This window comes from Adlercreutzia equolifaciens, from assembly GCF_029076695.1.
Taxonomy (GTDB): Bacteria; Actinomycetota; Coriobacteriia; order Coriobacteriales; family Eggerthellaceae; genus Adlercreutzia; species Adlercreutzia equolifaciens_A.
On record NZ_JARFIK010000002.1, the window covers coordinates 616,825 to 629,727 of the forward strand.

Annotated in this window: 13 protein-coding genes; all 13 read left to right on the top strand. The window is 63.4% G+C overall.

From position 1 onward, the window contains the following. The first annotated feature begins 43 nt into the window (after positions 1-43). The 13 genes from PZH32_RS08390 (at position 44) to rpmF (ending at position 12,727) form a co-directional block, all read left to right on the top strand. On the top strand, positions 44-1,249 hold the full coding sequence (locus tag PZH32_RS08390; RefSeq protein ID WP_275207503.1) for a cysteine desulfurase family protein: 1,206 nt from the start codon (positions 44-46) through the stop codon (positions 1,247-1,249). Positions 1,250-1,257: 8 nt separating this feature from the next. Next, positions 1,258-2,073, top strand: a complete 816-nt coding sequence (locus PZH32_RS08395; protein ID WP_275207504.1) for a histidinol-phosphatase HisJ family protein — start codon at positions 1,258-1,260, stop codon at positions 2,071-2,073. 142 nt (positions 2,074-2,215) lie between these two features. Then, entirely contained in the window at positions 2,216-3,139 is a 924-nt protein-coding gene (locus PZH32_RS08400; protein WP_275207505.1) for a Nif3-like dinuclear metal center hexameric protein, read from the top strand. Positions 3,140-3,315: 176 nt separating this feature from the next. Then, entirely contained in the window at positions 3,316-4,035 is a 720-nt protein-coding gene (locus tag PZH32_RS08405) for a zinc ribbon domain-containing protein (protein WP_275207506.1), read from the top strand. An 89-nt stretch (positions 4,036-4,124) separates the two neighbouring features. Then, positions 4,125-4,316 carry a 50S ribosomal protein L28 gene (gene rpmB, locus PZH32_RS08410; RefSeq protein ID WP_028027152.1) on the top strand — a complete coding sequence of 64 codons (192 nt, stop codon included), beginning with the start codon at positions 4,125-4,127 and terminating at the stop codon, positions 4,314-4,316. A gap of 193 nt (positions 4,317-4,509) precedes the next feature. Continuing rightward, entirely contained in the window at positions 4,510-4,857 is a 348-nt protein-coding gene (locus PZH32_RS08415) for an Asp23/Gls24 family envelope stress response protein (RefSeq protein WP_275207508.1), read from the top strand. A 66-nt stretch (positions 4,858-4,923) separates the two neighbouring features. Continuing rightward, positions 4,924-6,555: a DAK2 domain-containing protein gene (locus PZH32_RS08420; RefSeq protein WP_275207510.1), complete on the top strand. Its 1,632-nt coding sequence runs from the start codon at positions 4,924-4,926 to the stop codon at positions 6,553-6,555. A 334-nt stretch (positions 6,556-6,889) separates the two neighbouring features. After that, positions 6,890-9,076, top strand: a complete 2,187-nt coding sequence (locus tag PZH32_RS08425; RefSeq protein ID WP_275207512.1) for an ATP-dependent DNA helicase RecG — start codon at positions 6,890-6,892, stop codon at positions 9,074-9,076. A gap of 150 nt (positions 9,077-9,226) precedes the next feature. After that, positions 9,227-9,832, top strand: coding sequence for a 16S rRNA (guanine(966)-N(2))-methyltransferase RsmD (rsmD, locus tag PZH32_RS08430; RefSeq protein WP_275208219.1), 606 nt, complete (start codon positions 9,227-9,229; stop codon positions 9,830-9,832). Positions 9,833-9,952: 120 nt separating this feature from the next. After that, positions 9,953-10,423 (top strand): ATPase, encoded by a 471-nt coding sequence (locus tag PZH32_RS08435; protein WP_275207514.1) that lies wholly within the window; start codon positions 9,953-9,955, stop codon positions 10,421-10,423. A gap of 70 nt (positions 10,424-10,493) precedes the next feature. Then, complete coding sequence (locus PZH32_RS08440; protein ID WP_275207516.1) at positions 10,494-11,036, top strand: YceD family protein; 543 nt, start codon at positions 10,494-10,496, stop codon at positions 11,034-11,036. 111 nt (positions 11,037-11,147) lie between these two features. Then, positions 11,148-12,419 (top strand): chloride channel protein, encoded by a 1,272-nt coding sequence (locus PZH32_RS08445; RefSeq protein ID WP_275207517.1) that lies wholly within the window; start codon positions 11,148-11,150, stop codon positions 12,417-12,419. 128 nt (positions 12,420-12,547) lie between these two features. Continuing rightward, on the top strand, positions 12,548-12,727 hold the full coding sequence (gene rpmF, locus PZH32_RS08450) for a 50S ribosomal protein L32 (protein WP_275207518.1): 180 nt from the start codon (positions 12,548-12,550) through the stop codon (positions 12,725-12,727). Positions 12,728-12,903 lie beyond the last annotated feature (176 nt).

The following is a 12,903-nucleotide window of genomic DNA, read 5'->3' on the forward strand; positions in this document are numbered from 1 at the left end:
GCTGCTCGCCATAGGTACCAATAGAACGAGGAGACATCCTATCGTGACCGATCAAGCATCTGATTCCTTTATCTATCTCGACTATGCCGCCACGGCGCCGTTGTGCGAAGAGGCGGCTCTGGCCATGGAGCCCTTCCAGGTGGCCGGCCCCATGAACCTGGCGGTGAACGCCAACGCCAATGCGCTCTATCGGCTGGGTCGCGGTGCCTTCGATCTGATGGAAAACGCACGTCGCCGCGTGGCTCGGGCCTTGGGGGCGCGTCGCCCCGATGAGATCGTCTTCACCTCGGGCGCCACCGAGGCCGACGATGCGGCGCTCTTCGGGCTGGTGCGCGGTGCGGCCCAGCAACGGCGCCTGGCCGGCCAGGGGGATCGCCCGCTGCACGTCATCACCTCGGCCATCGAGCACGATGCCGTGCTGGCCCCCTGCAAGCGTCTGGAGGCCGAAGGGGTGAGCGTCACTTATCTGCGCCCCAATCGCGATGGCTTCGTGGAGGTGCGCGCCTTGGAAGCCGCCCTTACCGAGGATACCGTGCTCGTGTCGGTGCAGGCGGCCAACTCCGAGGTAGGCTCCATTCAGCCCATTCGCGAGCTGGCAGCCGTGGCCCACGAGGCTGGGGCTCTGTTCCATACCGACGCTGTTCAGGCTCTGGGCAAGACGCCGCTCGATCTTCAGCAGCTGGATGTGGACGCGGCCTCCTTCTCGGCCCACAAGATTGGCGGCCCTAAAGGGGTGGGCGCCCTCTATCTGCGCGCCCGCACGCCTTTCGAGGCGTTTTTGCTGGGCGGCGGCCAGGAATCGGGACGGCGGAGCGGAACGCAGAATGTAGCCGGCATCGAGGGCTTTGCGGCAGCGCTCGAGGCCGTGCAGGCGGCTCAGGAGGAAGAGTCCGGGCGCCTGCGCGCGCTGCGCGACACGCTCTATGCCGAGATCATGCCCCTCGATGGCGTGCAGGCCACGGTGGACGTGGAGGCGGGCAGCGAGGATTATCTGCCCAACATCGTTCATCTTCTCGCCGACAACCTGGAAAGCGAGACCATGGTGCTGCGCTTCGACCAGCTGGGACTGTGCGTGGCCGGGGGCAGCGCCTGCTCGTCGCACTCGCTGGAGCCGAGCCATGTGTTGAAGGCCATGGGCGTCACGGGCGACGAGGCCTACAACGCTCTGCGCGTCTCTATGGGCCGCTATACCACGCGCGCCGACGTCGAGGCTTTTCTCGAGGCGCTGAAAAAAGTTCTGAACTGGTAGGAGAAGCTATGGAACTGGTTAACACCCACTGTCATTGCGTTTACTCGGGCCACGGCGTCGGCTCGGTGGCCGAGTACGCCCAAGCGGCCGATGCCGCCGGCCTCACCACCCTGGCTTTCACCGAGCATTATCCGTTGTCGGCGGCCTTCGATCCCGACCAGTACCTGTCCATGCGTCCCGAATATGTTGAGCGCTACCTGGCCGAAATCGAGGAGGCGCGGGCGGCCCATCCTCGCATCGAGTTCATTGTGGGCACGGAAATGGACTATCTGGGCAGCTTGGAGGACCGCGTCATCACCGAGGCCGACCTGACCCCGTATCGCTTCAAGCTGGGCAGTGTGCATTTCATCGACGGCTGGGCCTTCGACGACCCGGCGCAGAAGGCGCGCTGGGAAGAGGACGGCGCCCCCGATGCCATCTGGCGCCGCTACGGCGAGCTGTGGTGTCAGGCGGCCTCCGATAGGGCCAACCCCTATGACTGCATGGCCCATCCGGACCTGGCGAAGAAGTTCGGCTATGCGCCCAGCTTCGACCGAGAGCCGCTCTACGAGGCCATGGCCGAGGCGGCTCGCGCCGGCGAGCGCATGGTGGAGGTGAACACCTCGGGCGGCTATTACGCCTGCGCCGAGATGTTCCCGGCCCCGGCACTGCTGGCTGCCTTCTGCCGTGCCGGCGTGCCCTGCACGGTGGGCTGCGATTCCCATGATCCGGCCAACGTGGCTCGCGATATCCGCGCGGCCTACGACCTTATGTACCAGGCGGGGTACCGAAGCGTTACCGTGCCGACGGCCACAGGCGATCGCCGAAGCATTACCATCGAATAGGGTGTGCCAAGGCCTGATTTTCATCGGGCGGTTCCTTGGCGCCACCGCAGCGCCGCGGCGTGCCTTGGAGGGCGCTTCGGCGTTGAGACGCCTGCTCTTTCTGCCTCTCGGCAGAACTCGATTTGGGAAGAAGCTGATAGCTATGGGTCTGTTCAACAAAGGGGAGCGCGCCGAGCGCTCCACGGCGAAAAGCGGGGCGCTCTCGAAGCGCGGCGCCTCGGCGCTGGCGCCGCGCACGTTCTCGATGACCGTGGGCGCGCTGGAAGAGGCGCTGCTCAAGGAGTTTCCCGCTGAGGACGCCGAGTCCTGGGACCGTACGGGGCTCACGGTGGGGGAGCGCGCGCTGCCGGTGACGAAGGTGGCCGTGGCTCTCGACCCCACGGTCAAGGCCATTGGCGAGGCTGCTGCCGCGGGCGCCAACGTGCTCGTCACCCATCATCCCGCCTTCCTGGCCGCCCCTGACGGGTTTGCCCCCGAGGCCAGTGTGGCCCTCAGTCCGGGTGCCGGCGTATGGGCCGCCATTCGCCATCAAGTGGCGCTCATGGACTTCCATACGGCCCTCGACGTCAGCCCGCAGGCCGCGCGCGTGCTTCCCGGCATGTTGGGCCTGCGCTTTACGGGACGCTTCGCCGAGCCGCTGGCGGGGTCGCGCCGCAAGGGCTACGGCCAGATCAGCGACGTGCCGGCCAATGACGATGCTCCTGAAACCCTGGCGCGCCTGGCGGCTCGCTGCACGGCGGTGTTCGGCCGCTCGCCGCGGGTGTGGGGCGCGCCCGACAAACCGGTTAAAACCGCCGTTACTGCCACGGGCTCGGCGGGCCCCACGGGCAAGGCCGCCCTGGCTGCGGGAGCTGACGTCCTTATTTGCGGCGAGATCAAGTACCACGACGCCCTCGATCTTTCCCAGGCCGGTCTGGCCATTATCGAGCTGGGTCACGACGCCAGCGAGCTGCCCCTTACCGCGGTGCTGGCCGAGGCGCTCTGCAAGGCGGGTGTTCCCGAGAGCGCCGTTGTCATGATCGATCAATCCGACAACTGGTGGCATCCCGAAGCGGTGCGCGTCTAAGCCAAGGGATTGAGCAGCGCCCCGGCGTCCTTCCGATGAGCCTTGCGGGCGGGGAAGGGTGCTGGGGCGCGTTCCTTTCACGCCCGATCAAATGAGGTTTTTCCATCCTGTGGCTCCAGGGGCTAACTTTTCGTCTATTATTGTCACCGAGAGAATAATGATCGAAGGAGATGCCCATGGAAGCAACCCGCGAAGACATTGATGGTCTGTTCGAACTGCAGCGCATCGACCTCGAGATCATGCGCCGTACCAAAGAGCTCGACGAGCTGCCCCAGCGCGGCATCATTGTGGCCGCGCGCGAGAAGCGCGGCGCCATTGAGGCCCAAAGCGCCAAGGTGGCCGAGCTGAAGCGCGCCACGTCCCGCAAAATCACCCGCATCGACGACGAGGATGCCTCGCTGGCCAAGAAGGAGGCCGGCGTTCAGGCGGCCATCGACGCCGCCCATGGCGACTTCCGCAATGTGGAGGCCCGTACCAAGGAGCTGGCCGGCATTGTGCGCCGCCGCGGCACCCTGGCCGAGGATCGCGCTGCCGTCCAGGCCGAGCTCGACAAGATCGGCAACATCGAGGCCCAGATCACGCTGGCCCTTGAAGAGGTGAACGCCAAAGAGCAGGAGGCTATCGACTCGTTCCAAAAGCAGGGCGGAGACCTCAAGCTGGCCATCGCCAAGCTGGAGGCCTCCCGCAACCAGCTGGTGGGCAAGATCGACGCCGATCTGGTGAAGGTCTACGACCGCACGTCGGCTCGAGCGGGCGGCGTGGCCATCGGCGCTCTTGACGGCAACCGCTGCGGCGTGTGCCGCGTCACCATCGATAGCGGTCGTCTCATCGATTTGCGCGCCCAGGCACCGCTGGGAACGTGCCCTTCGTGTAAACGACTGCTCATAATCGAATAAAGTGGTTGATTCCGCCTGAAATCCTGTGATATAGTATCAAGGCTTTTTGTCCCAAAACAGTTTTACTGGTATTAATGGAGTTGATTGTAATGTCGAAGGTTTGCGAAGTTTGCGGTAAGCACCCGGTTGCTGGTCGTAGCATCAGCCACTCCCACCGCGTGTCCAATCGTATGTTCCGTCCCAACATCCAGAAGGTCACCATCCGTGACGCGAAGGGCCATGTCCGTCGCGCCAACGTGTGCACCTCCTGCATGAAGGCCGGCAAGGTCGAGCGCGCCTAAGCGTTGCACCAGCTCTGACCTACTCTTCTTAGTAGAGCGTTGAAAGCCCGCAGTGCGGGCTTTTCTGCGTTTGGGGAACAGTTCGGTTGTGGAATATGCCCACTGTCAACAGGGGGTAACGGTGCTTTGCCACCCCATGCGGTATACTTTCCCCAATACAGTCCTTAACAACTCAGCGGAAAGGAAACCTCCCATGAGTTCTGTGATTCCCGGCAACCTGCATGTCGCCAACGACGTGCTGGCCGACATGGTGGGCAATGCCGCCATGGAATGCTACGGCGTGGTAGGGGTGTGCGCCCCCAACGCCGCCGACGGCATCGCGAAGATTCTTCCCGCCTCCCGCCTGCGCCGCGGTGTGGTGGTCAACAGCCTCGAAGAGGGCGTCCATGTTGATTTGTACATCATCGTCGAGTACGGCACCAACATCGCCACGGTTTCGCGCAACCTGATCGATCAGGTCAGCTTCGCCCTTAAGGAATACGCACGAGTGCCTCTGGCAGGCGTCGACGTGCATGTCATGGACGTCAAGGTGCGCCGCTAGGCTCATCGCGGGATGGGCCGCCCGCCCCTGGGCGTCGGCTGCCCCTGAAGGAGAAATTGGTTTCTCATGTCTACTACTTATTCTTCCAACAACATCCTCAACGCGGTGGCCGCTGCCGCCAAGACGCTCGGCGACCGCAAAGAGGAAGTCAACCGTCTGAACGTGTTCCCCGTTCCCGACGGCGACACCGGCACGAACATGTCGCTTACCATCGAGAGCGTGGTGGGCAACGTGGCCAATCTGCCCATCGGCGCGTCCGGTGCCGACATTCGCAAGGCCATCACCACGGGTGCTCTTATGGGCGCGCGCGGCAACTCCGGCGTCATTACCTCCCAGATCCTGCGCGGTCTGTGCGAGGGTAGCCAGGGGTTCGACACGCTGTCCACCGAGTCGCTGGCCTCGGCTTTTGCCAAGGCGCAGGAGGTGGCGTTCCAGGCGGTGCGCAAGCCCGTCGAGGGCACCATCCTCACCGTGCTGCGCGATGCCGCCGCGGCGGCGAAGAACGCGGCCGATGAGGGCCTCGATACCGAGGCGGCTCTCGATGCCATCGTGGCCGAAGCCTACGCTTCGGTGCAGCGCACGCCGGATTTGCTGCCGGTGCTGAAGGAGCACGGCGTAGTCGATGCCGGCGGCTTTGGCCTGGCCATTCTGTTCGACGCCTTCGTGGCGGCCTTGCTGGGCCGTTCGGGTACCATGGTCGACGAGATGTCCTTCCTGCGCAACGCCCATCCGAAGGTGGAAATCGAGCAGGTGAACGACTGGGAAGGCTCCAACTTCCGTTACTGCAACGAGTTCCTGGTCGATTCCGACACGCTTGACAAGGACGAGGCCCTGAAGTTCCTCGGCACCATGGGCGATTGCGAGCTGTGCGTGGGCGAGGTGCCCAAGTTCAAGGTGCACGTGCATTCCGATCATCCCGACCAGGTGCTTGCCTACTTCTTGGAGCGCGGCCAGGTCTCTGAGGTGTTCATCCACAACATGGAGCTCCAAAGCGCCGAGCGTACCGAGAAGCTGGCGGCCGAGGAAGAGGCCGAGAAGAAGCCCCTCGGCTTTGTGGCCGTGGCGGCCGGCGAGGGCAACGCCGATATCCTGAAGAGCCTCGGCGTGAACGTGGTGGTGTCCGGCGGTCAGACCATGAACCCCTCCACCAAGGACCTGCTTGAGGCGGCCCAGTCGGTGAACGCCGATGCCGTCATCATCCTGCCGAACAACTCCAACATTATCATGGCAGCCAATTCTGCCGCCGATTTGGCCGAGTTCCCCTGTGCTGTGGTGCCTACGAAGTCGGTGCCTCAGGCGTTCTCGGCGCTGTTCGCTGTGGATCAGGATGCTTCCCTGGAAACCAACGTCGAGGAGATGACCGAGGCGGCTCAGGCCGTGCAGAGCGGCGAGGTAACCTGGGCTATCAAGGACTCCAAGGACGCCGAGGGCAATCCCATCCACGAGGGCGATGTCATCGGCATTGCCGACGGCTCCATCGACGCGGTGGATTCCACGGTCGAGGGCGCGGTGCTCACGCTGCTTGAGAAGATGGACGCCGACGACGCCGACACCTGCACCATCCTGGCTGGCGAGGATTACACCGACGAGCAGCTGGAGGCGCTGGTGGCGCGCATCGAGGAGGCTTACGAGGACCTGGAGATTGACGCTCAGCGTGGCGGGCAACCGCTCTACCCGATCATTTTCTCGGTCGAATAAATTCTGCTTGTAAATCCTCGGGGGCGAGACTCCGGGTATGCTCAGTCGCTCAGACAGTCCTCGCTCGGCGAAAATGTCCACTGGACATTTTCGTTCGCTGCGGAACTCGCTGCGATGTTCCGTTCGTCCTGACGGAGCGAACGGAACGACTCGATGCTGCGAGTCCGACAGGCACCTGATCTCGCACCTTGTTTTGGGCGCGGCGCGGCGCGAAGGCCGCTTGGCCCAAAGGCGGCGCGATATCAGGCACCTGTCGGACTCTCGCTGACTTCCTTGGGCGAACCTCTGATACAAAAGGTTAAATAAATTGATGTAAGGAAGAGCGGATTTGGCGATGCCTTTGAATCGTGAACAGGCTACGTTGGCTTTGGACGAACCCGTTTCTCGGGTTCGTCTTGTTAGTCCTGCTCGCGCGCGGGCTTTGGAGAAACTGGGCATTCGTACCGTGCGGGATTTGGTTACTCATTTTCCGCGGTCGTATATCGATTTGTCCGCGGTGGAGACGGTGGCGGGGGCGCGCATTGGGGAGATGTGCACTATTCGCGGCACGGTGCATGAGATCAAATTGAAGAAGCCCAAACGCAATTTGTCCCTGGTGGAAATTGCCCTGCTTGATGAGACGGGGCTTCTTATGGTGACGGCGTTTCGGCAGCCGTGGCTGATGGACCAGATCAAGGCCGGCGATGCCGTGGCGGTGTCGGGCAAGGTAAGCTTCGATTATGGCTTCAAGCGCATGACCAATCCCTTCATCGAGGTGCTGGGGGAGGGCCAGACGGTCACAGGCTCGGTGGTGCCGGTGCACCCGGCCACCGAGAAGCTCTCGGCCGCTTGGGTGCGCCGCATTGTGGCCAACGGGCTCGAGTTGGTGCGGGGCGCCTTCGATCCGCTGCCCTTGGGGCTGCGTCTGCGCTATCGCCTGATGAGCCGCGATGCCGCTTTGCAGGCCATTCATTTTCCCGAGCTGCGGGCTGAGGCCGACGAGGCCCGGCGGCGTCTGGTCTATGAGGAGCTGCTGTATTTGGAGCTGTTCCTCATGCAGGAGGGGGCGGCCCGCGCGGCGGGCTGCGAGCCCACGGCCCACGTGGTGGACGGCGGTCGTTTGCGGGCCTTTGCTGACGCACTGCCCTTTGCGCTTACCGGCGAGCAGGAGCGCGCGCGGGATGAGATTCTCGAGGCCATGGCGGCTCCCAGCACGGCCAACCACATGCTGTTGGGCGATGTGGGTACGGGCAAGACGGTGGTGGCCGGCTTTGCCTTGGCCGCTGCTGCCGACAGCGGTGGCCAGGCCCTCTTGCTTGCGCCTACCGAGGTGCTGGCCGAGCAACACCACAAGGGCCTCGGTGCGCTGCTAGAGGCCGCCGGCGTGAGCCACGGGCTGCTGACGGGCTCCACGACGGCGTCCGAGCGGGCGGCGATGTTGGAGCTCTTCGCCGCCGGCGAGCTGGACGTGCTCATCGGCACGCACGCGCTCTTGTCCGATGACGTGCAGCCGGCGCACTTGACCTTGGCCGTCATCGACGAGCAGCAGCGCTTCGGCGTCGACCAGCGGGCGAAGCTGCTGGCCAAGGGGGAGGCGCCGGACGCCTTGTACCTGACGGCCACGCCCATTCCGCGAACGCTGGCCTTGGCTCTGTACGGCAACTTGTCGCTGTCCTATATCAAGCACCGCCCCCATGACAAGGTCCAGCGCACCACCAAGGTGCTGTCCAAGCAGGATCAGGGCTTCGCCTTCGATGCGGCTCGCGAGGCCCTGGCCCGCGGTGAGCAGGTGTACGTGGTGTGCCCACTGGTAGGGTGCTCGTCCGAAGAGCGCGATGAGAAGGCGGCGGGGAAGAGCAGCGCCGCCGATGCCGCTGGCGACGAGGCCTACCATCCCGCCGTGGCCATCGATGCCGAAACCGATTTCGACGCCGCCGACGTGACAGCGGCTACCAAGGAGGCCCAGATTCTGCAGAACTCCACGTTCTCGGAGTATCGGGTCGAGCTGCTCCACGGCGGCATGGGCACCGAGGCGAAGCAGGACGTCATGGAGCGCTTCCGTGCGGGGGAGATCGACGTTTTGGTGGCCACGACCGTTATCGAGGTGGGTGTGGACGTGCCCAACGCCACGGTTATGATTGTGGAAGACGCCGACCGCTTCGGCCTGGCTCAGCTCCATCAGCTGCGCGGTCGCGTGGGCCGTGGTGAGAAATCCGCCGAGGTGTACCTGGTGTCCGCCTCCAAGCGCGAGGAATCCCTGGCGCGTCTGGCGGCCATGGAAACTACCGACGACGGCTTCGAGCTGGCGGCCTACGACTTGTCCCTGCGCCGCGAGGGCGATATCCTCGGCAATCGCCAGCATGGCGCCAGCGGGCTCAAACTGGTGAACATCATGCGCGACGGCGCCGTCATCGAGGCGGCCCATAAAGACGCCCAGGCCATTCTCGACCTCGATCCCAACCTGGAGGAGCCCGACCACCGGGCCCTCGCCCGCGAAGTCCGCCTGGCCTTCAAGAACGAATCGACCATCGCAGGAGGCTAACTGAAGCTGCCTCGATAACGTTCGGCGCAGGCACGGGGTGCCTTGACCGAGCGAGTTCCGCAGCGACTGAAACAGCCCAGTGGGCTGTTTCACCAAGCGAGGACTGTTTGAGCGAATCAAGGTACCCCGTGGCTGCGCCCTCGGGAGACGATCAGTAAAAGGAGTACCGCTATGCGCATCATTGCTGGAGAACATCGAGGGCGTCGCTTGGAGGCGCCGAAGGGGCAGGGCACCCGCCCCACCACGGATCGCGTACGCGAGTCCCTCATGAGTGCGCTTATTTCGGCCCGCGACGGCCTTGACGATGCCGTAGTGCTCGATGCCTTTGCGGGCTCGGGGGCCCTGGGCCTGGAAGCGCTTTCGCGCGGGGCCGATCGGGCGGTGTTCTGCGAGCGCGATCGGGAGGCCGCGGCGGTCATCGAGCGCAACATCGCCACCATGAAGCTGACGCCCGCCGAGGCGCGCCTGGTGCGTACCGATGTGCTCAAGCGCGGCGTGCCGGCTCAGAAGGATCCCTTTGACTTGGTGTTTCTCGATCCTCCCTATGCCGTTGAGGCCAGCGAGGTTTTTGGGCTCATCGGCCGTTTGGACGAGCAGGGGCAGCTGGCCGAAGACGTCATCATCTCCTATGAGCATGACGCAGCTGCCGACGGGGCCGTGGCCGATGGGGCTGCGGCGGCGGGCTTCCAGATTGCATCTCATCGACACTTCGGTGACACGAGCATCGACCTCATGGAGCGTTTGTGTCCTGAATAACCACGGTATTCCATAGCTTCTCCATCATGTTAGAATGAAAAAACTCATCGTGGATGTCTTACGTGCTGATGCCCTTTTGCAGGGTAGGGCAGTGCGATTTGAAAGTCAGGAAGGATCAACATGGACGAAACCGGAGTTTTGGGATTGCTCGAAGAGCTCTCTATCCTGTTGGAGGATTCGAAGCCCGTCTTCGGCAAGGGCAATCTTCGCCAGGTGGACATCGCCGCCGCTTTCGACATCATGGACGAGATCCGCGACCTGTTCCCCGCCGAGTTTTCCCAGGCTCGCCAGATTGTGCGCGAGCGCCAGAGCCTGTTGGACGATGCCGAGGTGGAGGCCAACCGCATGATCGAGGATGCGCGCAGCCAGGCTATTACCATTGCTTCCGAGCAGGAAATTGTACGCATCTCCCAACAGCAGGCCGATACCATCCTGGCCGATGCGCGCGAGCTGGAGCGCCAGACCCGCGCCGGCGCCGAGGACTACGCCGATGAGGTGTTCGGCCATATCGAGCAGAGCCTCGACACGCTGCTCAACAACACGCGCCGTTGCCGCGATCGCCTGAACGCCACGTCCATCAACGTGCACTAAGGCCGGGCAGCATACAGCATTGCGGGGGCGCGCCGTCTGGGCGCGCCCTTTGTTTTCAAAGGAGGGTTTCATGGAAGCCGTAAAGATTCATCTTCCCCAGGAATTGTTCGAGTCCGCCGAGATGCGGCCCTATGAGGGAACGGTTGCCTGCGACCGTCTTGAGGCCGGCCCCGACACCTATACGTTCGAGGGTCCCGTGGCCTGGTCGGTAGAGGTGACGAACACCGGCGATGGGCTGCTAGTCATGGGCCGTGCCCAGGCCCAGGCCACCACTCAGTGCGCCCGTTGCTTGGAGGACGTGTCCTACGATCTGTCCGGTGACATCGAGGGCTACTACCTTGTCGGCGGCGAAGAGGCCGAGACCCCCGAGGACCTGGAGGACGACGAGTTCGAGTACGTGCCCGATAATCACGTGATCGACATCGCCCCGCTTATCGAGCAGGCGCTGCTGCTGGAATTGCCGCTGGTGCCGTTGTGCGACGACGACTGCAAGGGCCTCTGCCCGCACTGCGGCAAGAACCTGAACGAAGGGCCCTGCGACTGTGATGAGAAGGCCTCGTCGACCGACGACAACCCCTTTGCCGCGCTCAAGAACCTCCACTTCGACGACTAGGCGTTCAACGACTTCGTAACGATGGTCGGCGGGGCGGTTACGCTTTCGTCGACCTTCCCCCTTGGTGTTTTATCGTAGAGGCAAGCAGGAGGAACACGCAAGGAGGCGATGATGGCAGTGCTCGACGGAAGCCAGGTAGTTCGCCATGGTCTCTTTGCGCTTGTCGTCGGCGTGGTGGGAGCCGTGGCCTCGGTGGTGCTGTGCCTGCTGGTGAACTTCGCCTACGGCGTGGTGGTGGCCCATGGCTGGCTGCTGTACACCTTGCCGGTGCTGGGCGTGGTCAGCCTGCTTTTGTACCGCGCGCTGAAGCTGCCCCTCGATACCACCACGCACACCGTGGTCACGGACATTCGCGAGGACCGCGAGATCTCTCCCGGGCTCGCCCCCGGTATCCTGCTTGGCACGACGCTTTCTATTCTGGGCGGCGCTTCGGTGGGCAAGGAGGCCGGAGCCCTTCACATGGGCGCCTCCCTGGGCGATCTGGTGGGGCGCCCCTTCAAGCTGCGCTCGGTATGGAAGGCCGATCAGGACGCCTCCGACGGTGGGCGCACTGGCATGAACGCCTATGCGGCCTCGGTGGGCATGGCGGCGGCCTTCTCGGCGCTGTTCTTTGCTCCGCTGGGATCGGCGGCCTTCGTGATGGAGCTGTCCCGCTATAAGCGCGAAGTGGTGAAGCATCTCCCTACCATGCTCTTGGCCTGTTTTGTCGCCTGGGCCGCGGCCAGTGCGGTGGGCATTGGCGATATTATCCCCAAGGTGGCGCTGCCGGCGCTCTCGTGGCCTTTGGTAGGGCAGTGCATCGTTATTGCGGTGTGCTGCTCGGTGGTAGGATCGCTGTACATCAAGGCCATTGATGGCTTGCAGCAGGTAACGAAGCGCCTTTCTACCAACTATTATGCCTGGGTGGTCCTGGGCGGCGTGATCATGATGGTGCTGGTGACGCTTTTCGGTTGGCAGGCCTTCGAGGGCACGGGCGGCAACCAGCTGGCCTTGGCCTTGGCGGGGAAGCAGGAAACCTGGGTCTTTGCCATCAAGGCGCTTCTGACCATTATTTGCTTGGGCCTGTGGTTCCGCGGCGGTGAGATTATGCCCACCTTTACCGTGGGCGCGCTTTTGGGCGCCTCCTGTACGGTCATGACCGGGGGAGACGCCGGTTGGTCGGCGGCCGTGGGCCTGGTGGCCTTTTTCGCGTCCATGAGTCGTTGTCCTCTGGCGGCCTTCCTTATGGGGTGCGAGATCTTCGGTTGGGCCGGAGCGCCGTTGTTCGCCCTGGGAACCGTGATTTCTTTTAGCCTTGGCCGCGATGTAGGCTATTATGGCGAAGGAGCCACGACGGTGCTGCGCCAGACCATCGGTCATTGGCGCAATTTGAAGAGGTCGTGACCGTTGGCGAATTTGGGGATAATACCTCTTGCAGGGGCTTCGAGCCTTCGGTATCATATCAGATCGTGCGTTTACACATGAAGTTGTGAACGGCACCCGTCGTTCCAGCTATAGAAGGAGTAATCGAGATGGCAGTACCTAAGCGCAAAATGGGTCGCGCCCGCACCCATGCCCGTCGCAGCACCAACGACAAGATTTCCATGCCCGCCCGTTCCATTTGCCCGCAGTGCGGCGAAGTGAAGCTTCCCCACCGCGTGTGCGGCAACTGCGGCTACTATCGCGACCGCGAGGTCATCGAGACCGAGTAGCTTGTCCTTATGCTGTTGACGATCATGCGAGGTGGATTCATCTCGCATGGTGTCGGCAAAGCCTCCTTGCATGCCAAGCGTCACGCTGGTTTGCCAGGGGGCTTTTTGGCTATATACCATAGCGCTCATGGGCCTGCCCGTGCCGTTGGTGTGGGGCAGGCCCATGGGCCCGCTCA